Genomic DNA, 23,035 nt, shown 5'->3' on the forward strand with positions numbered 1-23,035 from the left:
AATCCCTGAACTGTTATCTATATTGTGCGACATAGTCTGCAAAACTCAGACCTTGTGCTTGTTCAAGTTGTTGTTGTTGCTGAATAGATTGCACTGCAATTTCATCAAAATATGTTTGTGTTTCAGGACGCAGCGCATGTTGCTCATACGCATGTGCATGTTGCTGCGCCATATAACTGCCAAAGCCCCACGTACCGCCATGACGAATAGTATCGGCAATCATGTGTGCCGACAGAGTTTCATCGACTTCATGTAAACGCGCCATCATGCGTTCTAAAGCTTGAGAATACAGCTGCGTCGCATAACTTTGATCGAGTAAAACAGCCAAAGGTTGCATGGCGGTGACATACTGCTGTCCCCACGCTTCAATTGGGGTTTTAACATCGCTCTCTTGAATGTGCGCATTTGGCGCACGCCCACGATTGACCACTTCGGCCTGATTTTTTTCGATGATGCTTTGTTCCGCATCTAACAAGGCTGGGCTGTCTTGCAACAAACAATACAATGCTAAGACTTCCAAAAAGCCTGCGGTATGTTCATCTATCCCAATTGGGCTATACGGATTAACATCTACCGCACGTAATTCGACATAACCAATACCACGATTGGCAAGTGCTTGAGATGGGGTTTCACCTTCTTGTGGTACTTGTTTTGGGCGCACCAAACTGTAGTACTCATTTTCGATTTGCAGCACATGGTCATTAATTTGAATTGGCTCACCCGTAGCATCATCTAAACCTAAGCGGCTAAATGGCAAGTACGGGGTTTTCACGGCTTTTTGCAAACCATCCAAATAACCCGTTAAATCATTGTAATGAATACCAAGTTTTTTCTGCGCCGAGTTTTGATAGCCAAAGTTACCCATACGCAATGCAGTCGCATACGGTAAATACAACGTGCCTCTTAACAACGGCAGCAAATGATGTTCACGCCCCGTCATAAAACACTGACAAACCGATGGACTTGCACCGACTAAAAACATCACCAATGGTGTTAAACGAATAAAGTTACGAATTAAACCTAAATAACGATGACTACGATAATCTTGCAAACTCAGTGCTTTGAGCTGCTCATCACTTTCATGTTGTTGCAAGGCGGCAAATAAATGTTCAGGGAAGGATAAATTATAATGCACCCCTGAAATGGTCTGCATACGGCGACCATAGCGCACACCTAAACCACGGCGATACAAAGTTTTAAAGCGCCCAATATTGGAGCTGCCATATTGCGCCAGTGGAATACCGTCATCGGTTTCATCAAGCATACATGGCATCGACAGCGGCCAAAGTTTTTCACCTTCGCCTAAGTGTTGATGCACCACGCTATGAATATCTCGCAAATAATCAAGCGCGTGTTGAATGCTGCTTTGCGGTGGAGTAATGAACTCCATCAACGCTTCGGAATAGTCCGTAGTAATATGCGGATGTGTGAGTGCCGAACCCAAGGCTTGAGGATGTGCTTGCTGCGACAAGAAGCCATCGCTTTGCATACGCAGACTTTCGCGTTCAATCCCGCGCAACATCCCTTGAAGCAACGCAGCGTCTACCCATGTTGGTAGAACATCTTGCGCATTTGGTTCGGGTTGACTCATTACACTCTCGCTTAATCCAATACACTACAAATACGACATAAACCACAGGCTGATTTTGGGTCGGTGGCAATTTTCTCTATCATGCAGATGATCTGAGATGAAATTGCTACCGTTCAAGTATAACTTGATTTGGCATCAGCACATGCGCTTGGGCTGTTTTTTCTAACAAAATGATGATTTTGGGGCATGCTGACATTTTATAAAGTGGTCAACGTCAATAAATTTTAATTTGGCAATTTTTTATCACAAAGTTGCACTATAAGACATGCTAAATTTGTGATTTTATAATCAAAAGAACAGAGGTAAATAATAAAGCGTATGAATTATCAAGATTTTTTAGATTTTTGGTTTTCTCCTGCTGCAGAACCGAACTGGTTTGTCAAAAGCGCAGAATTTGATGCCCTGCTCGCAGAAAAATTTACCGATGTACTGCAACAAGCGGCACAAGGAGAATTATGGACATGGCGCGAAACACCTGCAGGTCGTTTGGCTGAAATCATTGTTTTAGATCAATTATCACGTAATTTATACCGTAATGACCCGCGTGCCTTTGCCCAAGATGGAATGGCCTTGGTGTTGGCACAGGAAATGATTCACTTAAAATTGGATCAGGACTTAAACCCAACCGAACGCCGTTTTTTATATATGCCGTTTATGCACAGTGAATCCAAACGTATTCACGAAGTCGCATTGACGCTGTTTGAAAGTTTGAATGACCCCACCGTGTTGGGCTATGAACTGAAACATAAAGTGATTATTGACCGTTTTGGGCGTTATCCGCATCGGAATCAGGTGTTGGGACGTCCTTCGAGTGCAGAAGAACTTGAGTTTTTAACCCAACCCAATAGCAGTTTCTAACTGGCGAGCTTGTCTTGGCTGGTTGATGTGTACAGGAGCTTTCACATGAAATATTCCCTACTCGGTCTTGCCCTTGCCAGCAGTTTGCTGTTTACAGGCTGTGCCACGACATCCTCTAAACCGCTCAGCTTTGAGCAGTTGGGGCAATACAGCACCACACCACTGAATGCGCAAACCTATCGGATTAGTTTTTTAGCGGGTCATAACATGAGTTTTGGCACTGCAGAAGAAATTACTTTGGTGAAAGCAGCACAAACCACGCTGCAACACGGTTTTCGCTTTTTTAAAGTTTTAGATGATCCGAGTAACCGTAGCCAGAAACCACCTAGACAAGCCGTGGTTTACCCTGCACCAAGTTACTATCCGTATAGCTATTCGCCGTATGGATATTATCATCGTCGCGCACCATTCTGGCCTGACCCATTCTATGATATGCCGCAAGTGGTGACCCTCGATCCGACTCAAGTGTCTTACACCATTCAGTGTTTTAAAGATCAAAAATCTGCACCTGAAGATGCCTTTGATGCGAGCCTAATTTTACAATCACTGGGGGCAAAATATGGTTTAAGTCCCACAGGACAACCATTACCCCCACCAACCTCTGCCCCTGCCGCGCCCTAATGAGATAAGGATGCCTGCATGAATACAGCGTCTGACCACACTTTAGCGAGCAGCTCGCAGCATAGCTCTCCGAGCCTGCAACGCAGTAAACGCTTTGCCACCATTGCTTTAGTGATTGCCGTGGTGGCATGGCTGGCATTAATGCTAACCGCAAAATTACTGCCTGAATATACGTGGTTGATTCACATACTAATGCTGTCTGCCGAAGCAGGCGTGGTCGGTGGTCTGGCAGACTGGTATGCGATTACGGTGCTGTTTCGCAATCCTTTTGGCAAAATGCCAATTCCTAAATTCTTACGTGATCACACCGAAATTATTCCACGCAACAAAGACCGTATTGCCGAGTCGATGGGGCGTTTCGTACAGGAAAACTTTTTATCGCCCCAAGTGGTACAAAAAAGCCTGCACAGCACTGACTTATCTTTATCCGTGGGCAAATGGTTGGCGAATCCACAAAATAATGCGCAAGTGACCCAAGTCATTCAGCAGACTGTACCGAAAATTTTTGAATTTGTCGGGCAAGAACAAATTGGGCGCTTTATTCAAGGCAACAGTGTGCAATGGGTTCGCAACACGCAGGTCAACCACTTGGCCAGTGAAATGCTGCGTGCGGTTTTGGAAAATGACTTTCATCAGGATGTGCTGCAACGCGGTTTAGACCTTGCCCATGACTGGATGCTGAAACATCCTGAAAAAAGCCGTGAATTGACCCGTCAATTGTTTAAAGAGCTTGGCGTGTGGAAACTGGCCAAAGGTGCGAGCTGGATTGGAATTGATGTGCAGCAACGCACCATAGATTCTTTACTGCAACGGGTCGAATCTATGTTGGCAGACCCTGAACACCCTTGGCGACAAAAAATTGAAGAGGCTGGGCAACAACTGATGTTACAACTGGCAGATAACAACAGCAGTGCCAGTCTACGTCTAAATGACACTAAAAATGCCCTATTAGACAGTCCACAAGTCTTGAATTTTATCAGTGGTGCAGTGGTGATTCTCTGCAATGCGATTAAGGAAGATTTACAAAAACCTGATTCGGGAATTGCACAAAACCTGCGTGTTGCTATTCAGCAAGTCGGTGAAAATATCATTGCCAATACCGCAGTACGTCAATTACTGAATGAAAAAATGAGTACGATTGCGGTGAACTTGTCAGATCAATATAGTGAAAAAGTAATTCGCTTTATTAGTGAGCGCATTCATGAATGGGACTCGCGCGAAATGATTGGCAAAATTGAAAACGAAGTCGGTGGTGATTTACACATGATTCGGGTCAATGGTGTAGTGGTAGGTGCATTTATTGGTCTGGGATTGGGGATTATTCGGGCATTGGTGGAGTTGATTTGAGATGAAATTTTTTTGATAAGTCGATCTTGAGGTGTTCAATCAAAAATAACGCCTCGAACGATCTATTCAAGCCACATCATCACCCTTTACCCCATTTGCATTCCCCCCTGAAAACGCTACGATGTAAAACAAGCTGCTGCCACAACCAGAACCCCACTATGCTCGATATTCACGCGAAACTGCCTGCTCAAGGTCTGAGTATTTTTAGTACCATGTCTAACTTGGCACAACAACTGAATGCCTTAAATTTATCGCAGGGTTTTCCCGACTTTCCCCCACCTGCAGCATTACTGGATGCTTTAAGCCAAGCCACACACGCAGGCTTCAATCAATATCCTTCGGGCGATGGTTACTTGCCACTACGCGAACAACTGGCACAGCAATTTTTACAGCGTGATCAGCTAATGCTTGACCCGATCAGTGAAATTACCATCACCCCAGGGGCAACACTGGCTATTTTTAGCATCATGCAAACCGTGCTGCAGGCAGGCGATGAAGTCATTATTTTTGATCCAAGTTATGACAGTTATGCACCCTGTGTAAAATTATTGGGTGCAAAAGCCGTTCATATTCCGCTGCAGGCTCCACATTTTCAGGTGGACTGGAATATGGTCAAAGATGCGATTCATGCCAAAACCCGCATGATCATCATCAACACACCACATAACCCCACAGGCACAGTATGGTCAGCGCAAGATTGGCAGCATTTAATTGATGTTATTCAGGAACATAATATTGTGGTGCTGTCCGATGAAGTCTATGAACATTTGGTCTTTGATGCGCATCAACACCGCTCTGCACTGTCTTTTCCTGAGCTTAGGGAACGCAGTTTTGTCGTGGGTTCCTTTGGTAAAACTTTTCATGTCACAGGCTGGAAAACAGGCTACTGTGCGGCTGCACCTGCCTTAATGCAGCTCTTTCGCCAAGCCTATCAATTTATTAATTTCTGCGGAGTTAGCGCTGTGCAAGTGGCTTTGGCAAATTATATGCAGCAGCACCCTGAACATATTGCAGAACTGGCAAAGTTTTATCAGGACAAACGTGATTTGTTTAATCAAGGCATTGCCAATTCACGCTTTCAATTCAGCCCTGCACAAGGCACTTATTTTCAAAATTTAGATTACAGCAATATCCGTCCCGGCTTAAATGCTGTCGATATGTGCCATTTTCTAGCCGAGGAGCACGGCATTGTCGGTATTCCTGTGTCTGCATTTTATCAAACCCCACCCGATGATTTACGTTTAATCCGTTTCTGCTTTGCTAAAAAAACCGAAACCCTGTTGCGTGCAGGTGAAATTTTATCGGCAATTTAAGCGGCAACAAATGCCACTGAGTTACTGAAAAGCTAAGGCTTTTTATGACCAAATCATGCTAGGGTGAAATTTCAAACAACCGCATATTGAAGCGCAGGATTTGGCATGGCAAGACCTCAGGCACTGGTCGATCACCCTCAGCTTTGGAAAACCTTTTTGGTGTTTCTATTGCCACTGATTGCCACCAATATTTTGCAAAATCTTTCGGGCACCATTAACACGATTTTTGTCGGGCAAATGCTCGGTGTGGAAGCCATTGCTGCGGTGTCGGTATTTTTTCCCATTATTTTTTGCCTGATGGCCTTTGTGATTGGGCTTTCGGCAGGATCGACCGTGTTGGTCGGGCAAGCGTGGGGCGCACAAAATGTCGAAAAAGTGCGTTGTATTGTCGGTTCGACTTTATTTATGACCCTAATTGGCGGCAGTTTCATTGCCTGTTTGGGGGTGATTTTTGCCGAACAAATTTTAATATTATTAGGCACAGACCCTAAAGTGATGCATCTATCCCTGCCGTATGTGCAATGGATGTTGGCAGGCAGCCCACTGCTGTTTGTTTATATTATTTATACCTCTATTTTACGTGGAGTGGGCGATAGCCTTACGCCACTCATTGCCCTGAGTTTGACTAGTTTAATGGGATTGGTGATTACCCCCATCCTGATTGCAGGTTATTTTGGCTTTCCTCGCTTGGGCATTATTGCCCCTGCAATTGCCACCATTCTGGGCTATCTGGCTGTTTTAATTTTTTTGGTGATTTACCTGAATAAAAAGAATCATCCCTTAAAAATGGATGTGCATCTACTACGTCAAATTCGGCATCAACCCAATTTAAGCAAGGTGATTTTACGCTTAGGGATTCCCACAGGCTTACAAATGGTCACTACCTCTATGGCAGGTTTGGTGATTGTCGGTTTGGTCAATCGGCATGGTGCTGAGGCCACTGCCGCCTATGGCGCAGTTAATCAGGTGTTGAACTATATTCAATTTCCTGCGCTATCTATTGCAATTGCCGCTTCAATTTTTGCTGCACAAGCCATTGGTGCAGGCAAAGCCGAATTACTGGCTAAAGTGACCCGTACAGCCTTAGGCATGAATTTGCTGATTACAGGTATTTTAGTCACCTTGGGTTATTTATTTTCTAAATATCTGATGGCGTTGTTTATTACCGATCCTGCGGTGGTGGTACTGGGTCAGCAGCTCTTATTTATTGTGTTATGGGCCATTTTATTTTTTGGTGCCAGTGCAATTTTTGCCTCCATTATGCGCGCCAGTGGCACGGTCAATGTTCCAATGATCATCAATATTTTAGCGATTGTTTTAATTGAAGTACCGTGTGCTTATTTCTTCAGTCAGTGGTGGGGTTTGCAAGGAATTTGGTATGCCTATGCCTTGGCATTTGTGAGTCTGTGCATCGGTCAAGGTGCGTATTATCAATTTGTCTGGAAGAAAAAAACCATTCAGGTTTTGGTCTGAATGGTCTGTTATATTTGTAAGTTAGATTAACCGCGTTTCTTGCCCAACTTAGTCGCCCATGCGGTAACTTTCTGATAACCCGTTGGAACAATACGCTGGATTAAATCCAAAGTTTTGGCATCATTACCAATCAATAAACGGCGCTTGTCTTTTTGTACCGCTTCTAAAATTTGGCGCGCCGCTTCTTCAGGCGGGCAACGCAATAATTTATTAAAAGCACGTGCCGATTTTTCAGGATTCATGCCCAAAGTGCGCATGCTGTCGTTCATTTTAGCATTGTTGGCAATATTGGTACGAATCCCGCCTGGATGCACGCTCAACGCACTCACACCACAATTTTCCAAATCCAATTCCTGACGCAAAGACTCGGTAAAACCGCGCACCGCAAATTTGGTTGCGTTATAAGCCGACTGCGTTGGCTGTGCAGTTAAACCAAATAAACTGGAAATGTTAATGATATGACCATCTCCCGTTTGTTTGATTAAAGGCAAAAATTCTTTGGTGCCATAGACCACACCCCAGAAATTAATACCAACAATCCACTCCAACTCTTCGTAACTTGCACCTTCTACGGTAGAACCCAACGCCACGCCTGCATTATTAAAAATCATATTGACCGAGCCGTGGTCTCGCACAGTTTCAGCTGCCCATTCGCGCATTTGTTCTAATTTAGAAACATCCACCTTTTTAATGGTCACGCGCACATTACTGTCTTTGAGCAAATCCACTGTTTGCGCCAAACCTTGTTCATTCACATCACTGAGCGATAAATGACAGCCTTGCTTCGCCAATAGAACAGCCAATTGCTGCCCAATACCCGAGCCTGCGCCTGTAATTGCGGCAACTTTATTTTTAAAATTTTTCATGTGATTTCCTTGAGTATGTGGCGTGCACAGTTCAGACCTGCTTGTTGTTTTGTAGGGCTGTGCGATGCGCTGTGGTTTAAATATAATTTTGACAATAAGTATTGTCAATATAAGCCAGTACGAATATCGCAAATGAATCTGAAAACATAGGTTTAACAGATAATTATTGCTAGTATAAAGCCTAATTACGGTTCTTATTTGGCTTAACTGAACATGACAGAACAACTGCCCGTGACTGCAGAAACAGAAAAAACCACCAAGAAACAACAAAAAGAACGTCAGTTTAAAGGCTTGTCTTTAACTGAGCGCAAACAGGCGCGTCGTGAAAAACTGATTGAGGCAGGTATTCAAGCCTATGGCACGCATGGTTTTTTTGCCGTGACCGTAAAAGATATTTGTACCGAAGCCAAACTAACCGAGCGCTATTTCTACGAATCCTTTAAAAAAAGCGAAGAACTGTTTCAGACCATTTTTTTAAAATTGATTGATGAATTACAGCAAAATGTCATGCAAGCCATTATGCAAGCCTCGGCTGATCCTAAAAAAATGATTGATGCAGGACTGACTGCTTTACTGACCACGCTAAAAAATAACCCGCAAATGGCACGTATTATTTATATTGATGCCATGCTGGTGCAAGAACTACATAACCAAGCCACCATTCACGAAACTATGTCGCGTTTTGACCGCATGATTCAGGCCTTTGTCATGCTGATGATGCCGCATTTAGACCGCCCCAACCGAGAAATTTCACTGGTAGCGACAGGCTTAAATGGTTATGTCACCCAAATTGCGATTCGCTGGGTGATGAGCGATTTCAAACAATCCATGGAAGATGTCTTGTCTTCTTGCCGTATTGTATTTTTATCGTTATTACAGACCTTTTCGGAAAAAGAGCAAGCTTTTGTGAAAGATTCTTCGACATTGTCATAAAATCGAAAAATATTCATAATATTTTTCAAATTCAGAGGGGTCTGCTGACATTTCATAAATGGCTTGCGCTGTAGGCTAAAACTGAGCAGATCAGGCAGGGAATAGTGGGTCTATTGCCAAGTTTCATAACGCAATCTGAGAAAGTTTTAGCTACAGTCCTTCGGAACGAGCATATTTTTTTGCCGCTATTGCGTTATGAGTCAGTCACTTAGAATAACTAAATTTCCTGCCTCATGCCTTATATCAGCTAAAAATATGCGTCATCGCAAACATAGACGAAGTGTCAGCAGACCCTATTTACTTTGACTGAATCTGTTCAGTTTTTTCATCAAATCGACACTATTTTGTCACAAATTATTGCAAAAATAGCCCATTCAACCCTTTCTGCAATGATACTGTCATAATTAATCTTTGTAATAAGCCTGTCATAAATAAAACGGTCCACCGTTAACATCTATAGGATATTGCGTTGTGAAAGATGACTACATTTTAATCGTCGATGACGAACTTCCAATTCGGGAGATGATCCATACCTCTTTAGATATGGCAGGCTTTCAGTGCTTACAAGCAGAAGATGCAAAACAAGCTCATCAGATGATTGTCGATCAACGTCCAGCGCTTATCTTGCTTGATTGGATGATGCCAGGCGGTGTCAGCGGTGTAGACTTGTGCCGTCGCCTAAAACGCGATGACAACCTTGCTGAAATTCCTGTGATTATGCTCACTGCACGTGGCGAAGAAGATCACAAAGTTCAAGGTTTAGATGCTGGCGCGGACGACTACATGACTAAGCCGTTCTCGACCCGTGAACTGGTGTCACGTATTAAAGCGGTCTTACGTCGTGCCAATGCCTTAAGCGGTGAAAAAACTATTGATGCCAACGGTTTAATTTTGGACCCAGTCAGCCAGCGTGTCAGTTTTGGTGACAATATTTTAGAAATGGGCCCAACCGAATATCGTCTATTGGCGTTCTTTATGACGCACCCAGAGCGCGCTTACACCCGAGCGCAATTGCTTGACCAAGTCTGGGGCGGCAATGTATATATTGAAGACCGAACTATTGATGTGCATATTCGTCGTTTACGTAAAGTTTTAGAACCGTATGGCGTAGACCGTTTTGTACAAACGGTACGTGGTACAGGCTATCGCTTCTCGACACGTGCGGATGTTGCTTTAGGCTAAAATTATTTTATGTACGAACCTTACCCAGTCCCTGAACTCGCCCGTGACCTCAAACAAGTTCGTTACAGCAGTTTATGGACTTTTGCCAAACAAGATTTTCGTTTATTGGCCTTTTTCCTAATTATTGCAAGCTTGATTGGTTTTGGGATTGGGTATTTTTGGATTTGTATTAGCCTCGCCTTTTTGCTGTTTTTTCTTCAGCAAATGCGCTCCCTCTATTTAGTTAATGATTGGATTTCCAATCGTCCTTATGATGTGCCGCCAAATCTGCATGGTATTTGGGGTGCATTACTGTTCAATGTTTATCGCTCACAACGTCAGGAACGTATCGTTCAGGCCGAAATGGTCGGGTTGATTGATCGCGCCCAGTCTTCATTGGTGGCGTTGGATGAAGCCGTGATGCTGATTGATGAAAATCATCAAATTGAATGGTGGAACCCTGCTGCTGAAAAGCTATTGGGTATTCAGCCTTTAGACCGTGGACGCAACATCCTCACTATTTTGCGCCAACCTAGTTTTATTGAATATTTTAATCATATTGATCAAGCACCTGACGGTTTAAAAATGAAATCTAGCGTGCATGAAGGGCAATATGTGCAAGTCAAAATGACTCAGTTTGGTGGCGATAGCCGTTTGTTATTTGCTTACGACATGACGCGTATGCATAACCTAGAACAAATGCGTAAAGACTTTGTCGATAATATTTCACACGAATTACGCACTCCGCTAACGGTGCTGAGTGGTTATATCGAAACCTTTACCGATCAGGAAGATATTAACCCGCGTTGGAAACGTGCTTTTGAGCAAATGCAGTCACAAACCAGACGCATGAACGCTTTGGTAAATGACCTGCTGCTGCTGTCGCGTCTGGAAAATGAAAAAAACATCGCCAAAAATCAAATTATTGAAATGCCAAGTTTAATGAATCAATTATTTGACGATGCACATGCCTATAACGTCGATTATGGACATACGCTCAACTTAAATATTGACAGTCATTATGATCTGATTGGTTCAGATGTAGAATTGGCCAGTGCCTTTAGCAACCTGATCACCAATGCGATTAAATATACCCCGAAAGGTGGGACGATTACCATTGGCTGGCATGATGATGGCAATCAAGGTTATTTTACTGTGGAAGATACAGGCATCGGGATTGATCCGAAACACTTACCACGCTTAACCGAACGCTTTTATCGTGTAGACAGCGCACGTAGCCGACAAACAGGCGGTACTGGTTTAGGTTTAGCAATTGTGAAGCACGTTTTGATGCAGCATAATGCACACTTAGAAGTCGAATCTAAAGAAAATCAAGGCTCTATATTCAAAGCTGTGTTCCCGAAAGAGCGTTTGTATTACGAAACTTAAGCGCTGGTTGAGCTAAAATAGACAATAAATTACAGATTTAAAAAACAAAAAAACGCCAAATTACTTTGGCGTTTTTTATTTCTTTATTCACATATTTTATTCAGCAGAAACGATATGTCCCAGGGCTTTCCCCATTTCCACTACAGAATTGGCTTTGAATTCAGCATCCCACTGCATTTTATTTTCTTCAAACAAAACAATCGCGGTTGAACCCAAATAAAAACGTCCTAATTCTGCACCTTTTTCAAGGAATAATTGGTGCTGATTCAGCTCCAAACGCCCTGATGGTTTCACTTTGCCTGTCGCCACGGTTTCAATGCCCGCCACAATCATGGCACCCACCAAAACAACCGCCATACGACCCAATTCGGTATCAAACAAACACACCATGCGCTCATTGCGGGCAAATAAACCCGGAATATTTTCGGCTGTGGTTTGATTGACAGAAAACAACTCACCTGGCACATATAAAGTTTCGGTGAGTGTGCCTGCAAAAGGCATGTGTACACGGTGATAATCGCGCGGAGATAAATACACGGTTGCAAATTGACCATTTTTAAATGGTTCAGCCAATTGCGGGTCGGCAATTAAGTTTTCAACAGTAAATTGCTGACCTTTGGCCTGAAAAATTGCCCCATCTTCAATTTTACCCAACTGTGAAATCGCCCCATCTGCAGGCGATACAATGCTGTTCGGATTGCTGTCAATTTCCCGCACACCCTGCTTTAAAGAACGGGTAAAAAATTCATTAAAAGATTTATATTTCAAGGCATTGCTTTGTTCTGCCAAAGACATATCAATGCCGTATTGCGCCTTGAATGCAGTGATCACCGCATTTTTGAGCACAGGATGCTCACTGGCTGCAAGTTTACCCACAACACGTGATAATTGATGTTGTGGCACAACGCGTTGTGCCTGAATGAAAATTTGTTTTTTTAAACGTGATGTGAGGCTCAAGACGGCAACTCTCCAGTAATAACAGGACTGTCAGGGCGGTTGCCCCATTCACTCCACGCACCATCATAGGCCTGAATTTTCCAACCCAATAAACGCCCTAAAATGTAGGCCAAACCTGAACGGTGATGTGACTGACAATACACCACTACAGGTTCGTTTAAATTGAATCCGAGTTGTTCCAGACGCTGTCGTGTGCGTTCTAAGGGATGCAATTTTAAATGATTTTCACGATTAAGGGCAGTACTCCATTCAAAATGCAATGCCCCAGGAATGTGACCGCCGCGTCGTGCAGCCAAACGCAGCCCTGTATATTCATCTATGGTGCGGCAATCCCAAAGTTGCACCGACTGGTTTTGGCACTTTTCTAATAGCTCATCATATTGAATTCTATACTGATTTTGCTCGGCAACAGGAACAAGCATGCTGACGGGTGTTAGCGGTTCAACCTCAGAAGTAGTTGGAAAACCTGCTGCCAACCATGCGTGAATCCCACCATTTAGTAAACTGGTATTTTCAAAGCCTAAACAGTGTAAATTCCAAATCAGACGCCCTGCCCATGCGCCACCTTCATCGTCATAGGCGACCACATGATGCTCAGGGGAAATACTCAAATACTGAATCAAGTCTTGTAAAGCCTCGGGTTCAGGCAATAAACCCGATGTATCTTCATCCTGACGTAGCAACATGCTCGGTTTGACCTGTAAAGCATGCGGAAGATGCAATTGCTCGTACACCGAATTGCGGCTCAAATCGACAATGCGCAATTTTTCATGCCCTAAAGAGGGAACTAAATCTTCTGCTTCAATCAGCAGTCCAAAATTGAATGGAGAAGTGCTCATTTTTATGCGGTTCAGTCTGTTTGGCAATCAACTTTAACTTAGTATAGGTCATTTTTGATAGCATGCTGTTTTTTTCATAACTTTCGCAGAATTTTAACAATCACATGCTTTAATCTAGAAAAAAACCGAAGATTTTCTTCGGTTTTTTCAATGTGCTCAGGTTTTAAACAGGCGTTTGTATTTCAAAAACTTGGCGTAAATATGCCAAGAAGGTGTCATTATCGGTCATGGTTTTACCCGGACTATCGGACAATTTCGCCACCGACTGACCATTACATTCCACCAATTTCAACACAATATTTAGCGCAGTTTGCCCCATATCATTGGTTAAGTTGGTACCAATCCCAAAACTAACCTGAAAACGGTCTTTAAAATACTGATGCAAGGCCCATGCTTTTTCGACATTTAAGCCATCACTGAAGGTCAGCATTTTAGTTTTACTGTCAATTTTTAGCTTTTTATAATGTGCATAAGCTTTATCGCCCCACACATACGGGTCACCACTGTCATGTCGCAAGCCATCAAATAACTTGGCAAAATACAAATCAAAGTCACGCAGGAAAGCATCCATTCCGACCACATCAGTCAAGGCAATGCCTAAATCACCCCGATATTCTTGCACCCAAGTTTCTAGTGCGGCTTTTTGGAAGTCACGTAAACGTACATCTAGCGCCTGAAATGCCTGTAAAAACTCATGTGCCATTGTCCCAATTGGGGTAATGCCTAATTCTTTAGCCAACAGTACATTACTAGTACCACGAAACACTTCAGGTACAGCTTGATGAAAAGCCGCAATCACGTGCTTTTGCCATGCAAAACTATAACGGCGGCGCGTACCAAAATCTGAAACCAAAAATGGTGGATCTTCAGGCAGTTGCTGCTGTTGGTAACTTTGAATCAGGGCAATTTTTTGCTGTAAACGGCGCTCACCTTCTGCCCAAACCTCATCATTACGGATGCGCTGAAAATACAGTTCATTGACAATTGCCAGGACAAAAATCTCGAACATCATGGCCTGTACCATCGGGCCTTCTACCCGAATATCCAAACGACCTTGCGCATCAATACTGGCGTGAATAAAACGACGCTTGAGCTGAAATAATTCTAAATAATCGACAAAGTCACTTTTAATAAAGCGTAAATTACGCAAATACTGCAATTCATCTTCTTTAAATTTCAACTGACACAAATGATCAAGCTGCGCATTCAACTCAGCTAAAATATCGCTCAGTGGATACGCGGTATCTTCAAGATTACGGCAGCGGAATTGATACACACTGTGCGTTTGCGGAAATTTATGCAGCACCACCTGTAACATGGTGAATTTATATAAATCAGTATCGAGCAGAGATTGAATAATGGGGGTCATAGGGATCATCATTTCGCGGTACTTCTTGCATTAAAGCATACTTTATTCAGCAAAAAAGGGCTTTTATCGACAATCTTGTTACAACTTTGCTGAAGTGTAGCCTTCCCAAGATATTTTACCTCTCTGCGGGCAGCTACCGTTCTGATGCTTTCGTGATTGATGTTAATGCACGCCAAAGTGCCTAAGTTTGCTACAATCTGCAGCCATCCCCCACACTGAGAAAATTAGTCCCCCATGCGCGCATTATTACAACGAGTTCTTGAAGCCAAAGTCGTGGTCGATGGTGAAATCACTGGCGAGATTCAACAGGGTATTTTGGTATTTTTGGGCTTAGGCAAAGACGATAATTTTGAGAAAGGCAAAAAGCTGATTGATAAAATTTTAAAATATCGTTTTTTTGATGATGAACAAGGCAAAATGGGTTGGAATGTCAGTCAGGCCAATGGCAGTGTGTTATTGGTTTCACAATTTACCCTCATGGCACAGACTCAAAAAGGTTTACGTCCTGATTTTGGCCCTGCGATGCCCCCAAACGATGCCAAAGCGCTGTATGAACAATTGGTGGACTATGCCAAAAGTCAGTTTGACAGGGTGGAAACAGGTATTTTCTCTGCCGATATGAAAGTGCATTTGGTAAATGACGGGCCTGTGACTTTTTGTTTGGAAGTCGAGTAAATCACATATAAAAAAACCTCTGTCAAAAATTGATCAGAGGTTTTTGTTTGGGTCTGAGCAGCTTATTTACCCGTTTTTTGTTTAATAAACTGGCGTGCCATTTTAATTTTTTCTTTTACAGGTTTTGGTAGTTTAGGTGGAATCAATTTCGCTGCTTGGTTAAACCACACCAATAAGCCAAAATCACCTTCCATTTTAATGCTGCCATTTTGCATGCCTGTCATAAATGCAGTTGGATCACCTTTCATTAAGGTTTTTACGCCTTGCTCGCTGTCTGCAAACTGCAAAATAAAATCGGCTTTTTCTGCATCGCCTGCCACAGTGTCAATATGTCCATTGTTGACAATAATTTGACGCGCCATACCCAAGTCTGTGCCAATTTGAATACGGAACTGGCGTTCATGCACCAACTCAATAAATTTTGGACTGGTACGTGCCAGTTGTTTCATACGCAATGCCAAACCTGCCACGAGAAGGTCAAGTGGATCGGTGCTGACATCAACCAAAGGAAGTTTGACCACAGGAATTGCAGAAAGTTTCATGACAGTGAAGCCTATTGTAATTGTTGGATAATGAACAGACTCATCCTATCACAACTCCCACTTTTTGCTGCAAGGCTTTGTATAACAATCTTTAGGAGGGTGTTAAAATTTTGTCGCTGTTTGGATGGCGCAAACTGCCGTACAGATAAAGCAAAAAAGATGCAAACCAGTTGCATCTTTTTAAAGTTTTTGAATTTAGTCTGTACGATTTAGCGGCTTGAGCACTGCTGCTGATCGTCTTCATAGACTGGGGTATGTTCGATATAGCGACGTTTTGCCAAAGCACGCTCTGCCCGACGGTCTTCTCGTAATAATAATAAAGTCACCAAAGTCATCGCCAAGAAAATTGCCGACAAGTAACTGTAGGTAATTGGCAGTTCAAATACGCTTTGCACACTGTAGCGCACCACTTCCAATAAACCCCAAAACACCATACCTGCCAACATAAAGTTTAACCAGCGACGATAAGGCGAAAAGAAAACAGCAATCAACGCAGCTGCGACGAGGCTTAAGCCTACAATGGTCGCTAAATTCGCTGTTAGCATAAAAACCTCCGTCTAAAGATGCAGCCTCTTTTTGAATTGGTCTGCGACTTCAAATACCGTTTAAATAAATAATGGATGTCGATTTAAATTCTATGTCTGCATTATGCTGCGTTTTCTAGATAAAAAAAGACTTGTATTTTTATAAAGCGACACACCTTGTCGCAATATTATATTGTCATTACATTTTTTAAATTTTGTAGTTTTCGGGAAGCTAAGCTAGCTCTTTATTCGCGTGTCATTACAAAAAAACACCTTATTTTTTTGCCTTAAAAAATATTTTTTTCATTCAATGCTGTTGCGGTTTTTATCGACAGTTTTTGTTTACCGTTCATCGTTATCTGCTGATTATACAAACAAAAAACGCAGCATGACTGCTGCGTTTTTTTCATTGAATTGTCATATTAGGCACGGTTCAAGTCTTTGTCATGCACGCCCAATAAGTACAGCACACCATCTAAGCCCACGCTTGAAATGGCTTGATTGGCGTTTTGACGTACCAACGGTTTAGCACGGAACGCCACACCTAAACCTGCAATAGAAAGCATTGGTAAGTCGTTCGCACCATCACCCACCGCAATGGCTTGTTCCAAAGAAATCCCCATTTTGTCTGCCAGTTCACGTAGCAATAATGCCTTACGCGCACCATCCACAATGTGACCTTTTACTTCGCCTGTAACCATGCCATTTTCCACATCTAGAATGTTGGCATGCACTTCATCAATCCCCAATTTTTCCTGCAGATATTCTGCGAAATATTGGAAACCGCCCGACAAAATAGCGGTGCGATAACCCAAAGATTTCAGGGTTGAAATCAGGCGTTCAGCACCTTCGGTCACGGTCAGACGTTCGGCAATTTTAGGCAACACAGCAGCATCTAAACCTTTGAGCAATGCTACGCGCGCGCGGAAACTTTGCTGAAAATCCAGTTCACCCTGCATGGCACGTTCGGTAATGTCCGCCACCTGATCGCCCACACCTGCCTCAATCGCCAACTCATCAATCACTTCTTGTTCAATGAGCGTTGAGTCCATGTCAAAACACACCAAACGGCGGTTACGACGGTAGGCATTGTCTTCTTGTACCGCGACATCCACACTCAGTTCATTCGACAGGCTTAAACACGCAGCACGCATGGCAACTGCATCTAGCATTTGTCCACTTAATCCAAACTGAATGCAAGCACGTTTAGGTTCATCTTCGGCTACATTAAGCTGTGGGCGACCCGACAAACGGGTTACAGTTTCAATGTTAAAACCTTGGCTAGATACAATATGCGTGACCGCCTGTAAATGTGAGGCATTCAGCTCTGGTGCCAGTGCAGTCACGATATAACGGGTACGACCGCCTTCTTTGACCCATTGCTCATATTCAGTTGCAGAGATTGGTTTAAAACGCACAGTTAAGCCAATATCATGTGCTAAAATCAGAATCTCCTTCATGGCTAAAGCAGTTGCAGTCTGGTCTTCTGATGCAACAACAATACCTAAAGTCAGTTGATTATGAATAACAGCTTGGCCAACATCTAAGATTTGTAAGGAATGAGCGGACAATACCTGCATTAATCGAGTAAACTGATTAGGTTGGTCAGGTCCTAAAAATGATATAAGAATGATTTCTCGCATGAATTGACTCGGGTCTGAGCTACAACTATTGTGAGAATCATAATCTAAATTGAATATAAATGCCTTGGAAGTTTTACCTTGAATGCGCCTAGACAAGGGCTATTTGCTAGCCTATTGATTGTAAGTTTTGCTTTTCACACCTTTTTATTGGTGCTTGCAACAACACACCAATTAAATGAAAACCGCGCCAATCAGGGGCAGTTAATGACCAGCCAACTGGTCACAGACAGCCTTTCTGAGCTGGAACCTGCCAATACAGTATCACTGGCATTATTGGTGAATCGTTATGCCACCAATCCAAGCATTGCTTCTATTCGTATTTTAGATGCGCAAAATCAGGTCTTGGCGACAGGTGGACAGTCACGTACCCGTGAAGGTGAAGTCTTTGTCCGCGATGCAATCATCAATGAAAAGAAAGTCGGCAGCATTGAAATTACCTTAATTCAGCCAAGTATTGGTGAAATTCTGCGTACCCAATGGTTAGCGACACTTTTATCATTATTGGTTCATGGCTTGTTATGGTTGGCTTATCGCGCGATTGCCCGTCCAAGTCGTAGTGAATATTTAGCACGCATTAATAATGAATCTCGCCTTAAACACGAATTACAATTATTGACGCAAGCCCTTGAACAAGAAAAACATCAAACGGCTTTGGCACTTGCGCAGGCACAGCAACAGCCTAAACCTGTGATGTCGCCTAAAGCAAACAAAGCCATTGAGCAAAGCCAAGAGCAAAACAACATTGCGCTGAATATTCAGTTTTATGACCCGAAACAATTATTAGACACGGTCACGCAAAGTGTGTCTGTGCCTTATTTTAGCTTATGTCAGATTTTCCTGAACAAAAGCATTGAACTGTGCGTACAACACTACAAGTTAAACCGTTCCGACATTCAAACAGTACAACCATTCCATGAAGATGGCGCAACACTCAGTATTGCAGCCAATACACCAAATGCAGCAGCCTGTATGGCCATGATTGGCACGGTGTTCCAGTTATTGTCTGAAGTGCTGTATAAGCGTTATCGTGAAGAAAAGCGTTTTGTGTTGCAAACTCGCAGTGGTTTATCAACCGCAGTCGAAGCCATGCAGTTATCTGCAGTGCAGGCAGCAGAGCGTTTGGTGCATCAATTATCTGCTCGTGAAAATGCAGTGCATTTACCGAATGAATTACTAGATGAACTGTCTACGCATTATGAATTGGTGAGTATGCCAAATCCGACCAATGTGCTGATGCGCCATGCCTTTATGGTTAATGGCATGGACAGCCAATCGGCTGAGTTGGCGCAAAGCCTGCGAACTGAAATTCTAAAAGGCAAACATTCAAGAGCTTCTTAAAATAATCCATGAGATGCCTTAAAAGCATAAAAACCTGAGTATGCACACATACTCAGGTTTTTTATACTCACAGATGCTAGATCACATCCATTTACTGCAGCCCAATTTACACATTCAACTGCTTCTGCTCGACCAAATACATTTGCGCATTGTGTACAGCAGCCTGCCCCACCACAGCAGCTTTCTGCCATTCGCCATTGGCTTGTAGCTCCCACGCATTTTGATTGTCATGCAAATAACTCAGCAAGCCATCTTCTACAATACGCTGTTTAATTTTCTCATCCAAAATAGGGAAGCAAGTTTCCACCCGTGAAAATAAGTTGCGCCCCATCCAGTCTGCGCTGGCGCAGTACAATTTTTTTGCACCACCATGCTCAAAATAATACACGCGGGTATGTTCCAAAAAGCGTCCCACAATCGAACGGACATGAATACGCTCAGACATACCTTTCACTTTTGGAATCAAACAACAAATCGAGCGGATAATTAAATCGACCTGTACCCCTGCCTGCGAAGCACGGTACAAAGCCGTAATTAACTCAGGCTCAGTCAATGCATTGACTTTAATGATAATTCGGGCAGCTTTGCCTGCTTGTGCAAACCCGATTTCTTGTTCAATCAGTTTGAGCAATTCACTGTGCAAGGTAAATGGTGCATGCAGCAAGTTTTTTAATTTTGCCGATCTGCCCATGCCTGTGAGTTCCTGAAACACCCGATGCACATCTTCACAAATATCAGGATGTGTGGTCATCAAACCATAGTCGGTGTACATACGTGCATTGCCCGCATGATAGTTGCCTGTACCCAAATGCACATAGCGCACCAACTGATCTTGCTCACGACGCACAATCAAAATCATTTTGGCATGGGTTTTATAGCCGACAATGCCATACACCACCACTGCGCCTGCCTCTTGCAAGACGTTGGCGACCATAATGTTGGATTCTTCATCAAAACGTGCGCGTAGCTCGATCACGGCAGTGACTTCTTTGCCATTACGTGCGGCTTCTGCAAGTACCTGCACAATTTCAGAATCTGGGCCACTACGATACAGCGTTTGCTTAATCGCCAACACATTTGGGTCTTTCGCCGCTTCTTTGAGTAAATTAATCACCGGCTGAAAAGAGTCAAATGGGTGATGTAGCAACACATCCTGCTTTTTCAGAATCTCAAACATCGGTTTTTGCTTCCGAAATATTTTTGGAATCACAGGTGCAAAAGGTGGATATTTCAATTCAGGTCGGTCAAAACTACTGGTCAGACGCGACAGGTTAATCGGCCCGCTAATCCGATATAATTGCTGCTCATCTAAATCAAACTCTCTGAGCAAATAATCAATAATATCTTGCGGGCAATCATCTTCAATTTCTAAACGTACCGCACGCCCAAAACGACGTGACGATAATTCATCTTTTAAGGCAACTGCCAAATCATCGACATCTTCGGCCAAAATCAGGTCGGCATTGCGGGTCACTCGAAACGCATAGCAACCTGTGGCTTTCATGCCTGGGAACAGATCATTGATATGCTGCTGAATAATCGCAGTCAAGAAAATATGTTCAGTCGCACTACCTGCCACTTCTTTTGGCAAATTGATTAAACGTGGCAAAGAGCGTGGCGCAGGCACAATCGCCATTTCAATTTCACGTCCAAAAGCATCTTTGCCTTGTAAACTGACAATAAAGTTCAGACTTTTATTGACCAAACGCGGAAATGGATGCGATGGGTCTAGGCTAATTGGCGTTAAAACAGGCTGTACCTGACGGGCAAAATAATCGGCAATCCACGCTTTATGTTTATCCACAATGTCATGGTATTGAATAAAGTGAATCCCTAAACTTTGCAGCTGCGGCAAAATGGCATAATTTAAAGTGTCGTATTGCTGCTTCACCGCCTGATGCACTTTATCAGACAGTTCTACCAAGACCTGTTCAGTCGGAATGGCATCTGGGGTACGGGTAATGGCATTCAAATCGAGTTGCTTCATTAAACCTGCAACGCGAATTTCAAAAAACTCATCTAAATTACGTGAAAAAATAATTAAAAAATTGAGTCGCTCTAAAATAGGTAACTCTGGGTCTAAAGCTTGCGCCAAGACCCGACGGTTAAACTCAATTAAAGAGAGTTCACGATTAAAATAAGTATCAGATGAATGCTGAAAGTGTTCCATATCTTCTCTATGCTGTTTTTAAGACAGTCTGCTTATTTCGCCTCTGTGCAAGGCATGGTAGGTAGAGATTATGACAATCATGTTACACCCACAATCAATCGCAGAACATTTCGTCAAAATTGAGTATATGTAAAAAATTGATTTTTATTTATTTTATTTTACATTTAATCTATTTTTATAGAAAAAAGGAAGATTTCGCCCTTCCCTTTCGCGGCCAGTTCGTTATCTAGTTTTAGCCAAGTAAGTGCTGACTTTGTACTCGCTGTACTCCTTGTGCCAACATCTGTTGCCATGCTTGTTCTAAAGAGCCATTTAAATCAATCGCTTTGGTGGCATCTCCAATCACATAGGTGCTAAAACCCAACTCACAGGCATCTATTGCCGTCCACGCCACACAAAAGTCGGTGGCAATGCCCACAATATAAACCGTATCAATTTCACGGGCTTTTAAATAGGCCGCCAAGCCTGTGGTGGTTTTGCGGTCTGCTTCCATAAAGGCAGAATAACTGTCTATTTGCTCGTGAAAACCTTTGCGTATAATCAATTGTGCTGTAGGCAAATCTAGATCTGGGTGTAATTCAGCATCAGCTGTGCCTTGCACACAATGCACAGGCCACAACACTTGCTCGCCATAACTGAGCTGAATCTGCTCATAGTCCTGTTTGCCTGCATGGTTGGCAGCAAAGGACACATGCGTTGCAGGATGCCAGTCTTGGGTGATCACAATGTTCTGAAACACACGTCCCAACGCATTAATGCAGGGAATAATTTGATCGGCATTTGCAACCGCCAAATTACCTCCTGGACAAAAACCATTTTGCACATCAACCACAATCAAGGCATTATTCAGCTGCTGCATGCTGTTTCCTTTCCCATCTTAAACGCTACCCTCAGCATAGCTGAAATTTAAGTCTGAGTTGTATCGCTTTGATAAAAATAAAAAGAATCGTTTTCGGCACAATGTTGATAGTTCGGTAGCTGTAACAATAATTGCCGTACAAAACGTGGATAGATTTTGGCTTTGCGTGCAGTCGCGGCATGAAAATAAAAATAAGGCAGTGGATGCCGAGTTAAATAATTGACCAAATGCTGTCGGGTTAAACGCATCACCTGAAAGGCATCAATACCTGCGTTGACATCTTCATAAGTAGCTTGATCGGCAAATGCCAGCCACGCGTTTTGTTTTGGAGAAGTCCGTGTTGCTCGAAAATGGCGTTTCAGTTCTAAAATAAATTCATATTCAATCAGATACAGCGAAAACTGCTGTTGATCCAACTGAAATTCTGCAATCAATTTTTTCTGCTTCAAATGATACTCTTATATTTACTGTTTTTTAGGACTTATTATACCCTGCTTGCGTCATTGTCACCCAGTAGAACAGGCAGCTTTGCGACAGTACTTGTCACACTTCATTCGAGCATTTTTT

The 23,035-nt window shown here is 43.0% G+C and carries 21 protein-coding genes; 10 read left to right on the forward strand and 11 right to left on the reverse strand.

Annotated elements, in window-relative coordinates; translation table 11 throughout:
* Window positions 1–13 precede the first annotated feature (13 nt).
* Window positions 14–1,591 (reverse strand): glutamate--cysteine ligase, encoded by a 1,578-nt coding sequence (gene gshA / locus FTU70_RS05720; protein ID WP_180060283.1) that lies wholly within the window; start codon window positions 1,589–1,591, stop codon window positions 14–16.
* A gap of 318 nt (window positions 1,592–1,909) precedes the next feature.
* Here gshA and FTU70_RS05725 point away from each other — a divergent pair, with 318 nt between their 5' ends.
* From FTU70_RS05725 to FTU70_RS05745, 5 genes are all read left to right on the forward strand, one after another.
* Entirely contained in the window at window positions 1,910–2,449 is a 540-nt protein-coding gene (locus FTU70_RS05725; protein ID WP_167846415.1) for a DUF924 family protein, read from the forward strand.
* Between the two features lie 45 nt (window positions 2,450–2,494).
* On the forward strand, window positions 2,495–3,070 hold the full coding sequence (locus tag FTU70_RS05730; protein ID WP_104852739.1) for a hypothetical protein: 576 nt from the start codon (window positions 2,495–2,497) through the stop codon (window positions 3,068–3,070).
* An 18-nt stretch (window positions 3,071–3,088) separates the two neighbouring features.
* Window positions 3,089–4,417, forward strand: a complete 1,329-nt coding sequence (locus FTU70_RS05735; protein WP_180060285.1) for a DUF445 domain-containing protein — start codon at window positions 3,089–3,091, stop codon at window positions 4,415–4,417.
* Window positions 4,418–4,575: 158 nt separating this feature from the next.
* On the forward strand, window positions 4,576–5,730 hold the full coding sequence (locus tag FTU70_RS05740; protein WP_096901502.1) for a methionine aminotransferase: 1,155 nt from the start codon (window positions 4,576–4,578) through the stop codon (window positions 5,728–5,730).
* 105 nt (window positions 5,731–5,835) lie between these two features.
* Window positions 5,836–7,203 carry an MATE family efflux transporter gene (locus FTU70_RS05745; protein ID WP_096901501.1) on the forward strand — a complete coding sequence of 456 codons (1,368 nt, stop codon included), beginning with the start codon at window positions 5,836–5,838 and terminating at the stop codon, window positions 7,201–7,203.
* 26 nt (window positions 7,204–7,229) lie between these two features.
* On the opposite strand, the gene FTU70_RS05750 is transcribed toward FTU70_RS05745, so the two are convergent.
* Complete coding sequence (locus tag FTU70_RS05750; protein ID WP_096901500.1) at window positions 7,230–8,069, reverse strand: SDR family oxidoreductase; 840 nt, start codon at window positions 8,067–8,069, stop codon at window positions 7,230–7,232.
* Between the two features lie 213 nt (window positions 8,070–8,282).
* Here FTU70_RS05750 and FTU70_RS05755 point away from each other — a divergent pair, with 213 nt between their 5' ends.
* The 3 genes from FTU70_RS05755 to phoR all read left to right on the forward strand — a co-directional run bounded on the left by FTU70_RS05755 (window position 8,283) and on the right by phoR (window position 11,552).
* Complete coding sequence (locus FTU70_RS05755) at window positions 8,283–9,002, forward strand: TetR/AcrR family transcriptional regulator (RefSeq protein WP_180060287.1); 720 nt, start codon at window positions 8,283–8,285, stop codon at window positions 9,000–9,002.
* A gap of 471 nt (window positions 9,003–9,473) precedes the next feature.
* Entirely contained in the window at window positions 9,474–10,184 is a 711-nt protein-coding gene (gene phoB, locus FTU70_RS05760) for a phosphate regulon transcriptional regulator PhoB (protein ID WP_004974162.1), read from the forward strand.
* Window positions 10,185–10,193: 9 nt separating this feature from the next.
* The gene (gene phoR / locus FTU70_RS05765) at window positions 10,194–11,552 is read left to right on the forward strand and encodes a phosphate regulon sensor histidine kinase PhoR (RefSeq protein ID WP_180060289.1); all 1,359 of its coding nucleotides are present in this window, start codon (window positions 10,194–10,196) and stop codon (window positions 11,550–11,552) included.
* Window positions 11,553–11,648: 96 nt separating this feature from the next.
* Here phoR and asd read toward each other — a convergent pair whose 3' ends face one another.
* From asd to pncB, 3 genes are all read right to left on the reverse strand, one after another.
* Complete coding sequence (gene asd / locus FTU70_RS05770) at window positions 11,649–12,509, reverse strand: archaetidylserine decarboxylase (RefSeq protein ID WP_096901498.1); 861 nt, start codon at window positions 12,507–12,509, stop codon at window positions 11,649–11,651.
* Window positions 12,506–13,348, reverse strand: coding sequence for a sulfurtransferase (locus FTU70_RS05775; RefSeq protein ID WP_180060291.1), 843 nt, complete (start codon window positions 13,346–13,348; stop codon window positions 12,506–12,508). Before FTU70_RS05775 ends, asd begins: the two co-directional genes overlap by 4 nt.
* Before the next feature lie 163 nt (window positions 13,349–13,511).
* Window positions 13,512–14,717, reverse strand: a complete 1,206-nt coding sequence (gene pncB / locus FTU70_RS05780) for a nicotinate phosphoribosyltransferase (protein ID WP_131261228.1) — start codon at window positions 14,715–14,717, stop codon at window positions 13,512–13,514.
* A gap of 234 nt (window positions 14,718–14,951) precedes the next feature.
* On the opposite strand from pncB, the gene dtd reads away from it, so the two are divergent.
* Window positions 14,952–15,392, forward strand: coding sequence for a D-aminoacyl-tRNA deacylase (dtd, locus tag FTU70_RS05785; RefSeq protein ID WP_004974142.1), 441 nt, complete (start codon window positions 14,952–14,954; stop codon window positions 15,390–15,392).
* A gap of 62 nt (window positions 15,393–15,454) precedes the next feature.
* On the opposite strand, the gene FTU70_RS05790 is transcribed toward dtd, so the two are convergent.
* The 3 genes from FTU70_RS05790 to serB all read right to left on the reverse strand — a co-directional run bounded on the left by FTU70_RS05790 (window position 15,455) and on the right by serB (window position 18,101).
* The gene (locus FTU70_RS05790) at window positions 15,455–15,934 is read right to left on the reverse strand and encodes a hypothetical protein (protein ID WP_004974140.1); all 480 of its coding nucleotides are present in this window, start codon (window positions 15,932–15,934) and stop codon (window positions 15,455–15,457) included.
* Between the two features lie 209 nt (window positions 15,935–16,143).
* On the reverse strand, window positions 16,144–16,479 hold the full coding sequence (aciT, locus tag FTU70_RS05795) for a ciprofloxacin tolerance protein AciT (RefSeq protein WP_004974137.1): 336 nt from the start codon (window positions 16,477–16,479) through the stop codon (window positions 16,144–16,146).
* Window positions 16,480–16,880: 401 nt separating this feature from the next.
* Window positions 16,881–18,101: a phosphoserine phosphatase SerB gene (serB, locus tag FTU70_RS05800; protein ID WP_004974136.1), complete on the reverse strand. Its 1,221-nt coding sequence runs from the start codon at window positions 18,099–18,101 to the stop codon at window positions 16,881–16,883.
* A 78-nt stretch (window positions 18,102–18,179) separates the two neighbouring features.
* Between serB and FTU70_RS05805 the strand changes: the two genes are divergently transcribed.
* On the forward strand, window positions 18,180–19,439 hold the full coding sequence (locus FTU70_RS05805) for a hypothetical protein (RefSeq protein ID WP_004974135.1): 1,260 nt from the start codon (window positions 18,180–18,182) through the stop codon (window positions 19,437–19,439).
* 106 nt (window positions 19,440–19,545) lie between these two features.
* Here the strand turns inward: FTU70_RS05805 and ppk1 are convergent, their stop codons facing one another.
* From ppk1 to FTU70_RS05820, 3 genes are all read right to left on the reverse strand, one after another.
* Window positions 19,546–21,609: a polyphosphate kinase 1 gene (gene ppk1, locus FTU70_RS05810; RefSeq protein WP_131261229.1), complete on the reverse strand. Its 2,064-nt coding sequence runs from the start codon at window positions 21,607–21,609 to the stop codon at window positions 19,546–19,548.
* 232 nt (window positions 21,610–21,841) lie between these two features.
* Window positions 21,842–22,468, reverse strand: coding sequence for a bifunctional nicotinamidase/pyrazinamidase (pncA, locus tag FTU70_RS05815; protein ID WP_180060293.1), 627 nt, complete (start codon window positions 22,466–22,468; stop codon window positions 21,842–21,844).
* Window positions 22,469–22,515: 47 nt separating this feature from the next.
* On the reverse strand, window positions 22,516–22,917 hold the full coding sequence (locus FTU70_RS05820) for a hypothetical protein (protein WP_131261230.1): 402 nt from the start codon (window positions 22,915–22,917) through the stop codon (window positions 22,516–22,518).
* Window positions 22,918–23,035 lie beyond the last annotated feature (118 nt).

Origin of the sequence: Acinetobacter sp. YH12135 (assembly GCF_013418565.1) — a bacterium.
GTDB lineage: Bacteria > Pseudomonadota > Gammaproteobacteria > Pseudomonadales > Moraxellaceae > Acinetobacter > Acinetobacter towneri.

Bases quoted from the DNA above. Each gene is read 5' to 3' on its own strand.
- pncB (WP_131261228.1), bottom strand. From the start codon at position 14,717: ATGACCCCCATTATTCAATCTCTGCTCGATACTGATTTATATAAATTC.
- FTU70_RS05725 (WP_167846415.1), top strand. From the start codon at position 1,910: ATGAATTATCAAGATTTTTTAGATTTTTGGTTTTCTCCTGCTGCAGAA.
- phoR (WP_180060289.1), top strand. From the start codon at position 10,194: ATGTACGAACCTTACCCAGTCCCTGAACTCGCCCGTGACCTCAAACAA.
- gshA (WP_180060283.1), bottom strand. From the start codon at position 1,591: ATGAGTCAACCCGAACCAAATGCGCAAGATGTTCTACCAACATGGGTA.
- FTU70_RS05775 (WP_180060291.1), bottom strand. From the start codon at position 13,348: ATGAGCACTTCTCCATTCAATTTTGGACTGCTGATTGAAGCAGAAGAT.
- FTU70_RS05745 (WP_096901501.1), top strand. From the start codon at position 5,836: ATGGCAAGACCTCAGGCACTGGTCGATCACCCTCAGCTTTGGAAAACC.
- FTU70_RS05755 (WP_180060287.1), top strand. From the start codon at position 8,283: ATGACAGAACAACTGCCCGTGACTGCAGAAACAGAAAAAACCACCAAG.
- dtd (WP_004974142.1), top strand. From the start codon at position 14,952: ATGCGCGCATTATTACAACGAGTTCTTGAAGCCAAAGTCGTGGTCGAT.
- ppk1 (WP_131261229.1), bottom strand. From the start codon at position 21,609: ATGGAACACTTTCAGCATTCATCTGATACTTATTTTAATCGTGAACTC.
- FTU70_RS05740 (WP_096901502.1), top strand. From the start codon at position 4,576: ATGCTCGATATTCACGCGAAACTGCCTGCTCAAGGTCTGAGTATTTTT.
- FTU70_RS05730 (WP_104852739.1), top strand. From the start codon at position 2,495: ATGAAATATTCCCTACTCGGTCTTGCCCTTGCCAGCAGTTTGCTGTTT.
- FTU70_RS05735 (WP_180060285.1), top strand. From the start codon at position 3,089: ATGAATACAGCGTCTGACCACACTTTAGCGAGCAGCTCGCAGCATAGC.
- serB (WP_004974136.1), bottom strand. From the start codon at position 18,101: ATGCGAGAAATCATTCTTATATCATTTTTAGGACCTGACCAACCTAAT.
- pncA (WP_180060293.1), bottom strand. From the start codon at position 22,468: ATGCAGCAGCTGAATAATGCCTTGATTGTGGTTGATGTGCAAAATGGT.
- aciT (WP_004974137.1), bottom strand. From the start codon at position 16,479: ATGCTAACAGCGAATTTAGCGACCATTGTAGGCTTAAGCCTCGTCGCA.
- FTU70_RS05750 (WP_096901500.1), bottom strand. From the start codon at position 8,069: ATGAAAAATTTTAAAAATAAAGTTGCCGCAATTACAGGCGCAGGCTCG.
- FTU70_RS05790 (WP_004974140.1), bottom strand. From the start codon at position 15,934: ATGAAACTTTCTGCAATTCCTGTGGTCAAACTTCCTTTGGTTGATGTC.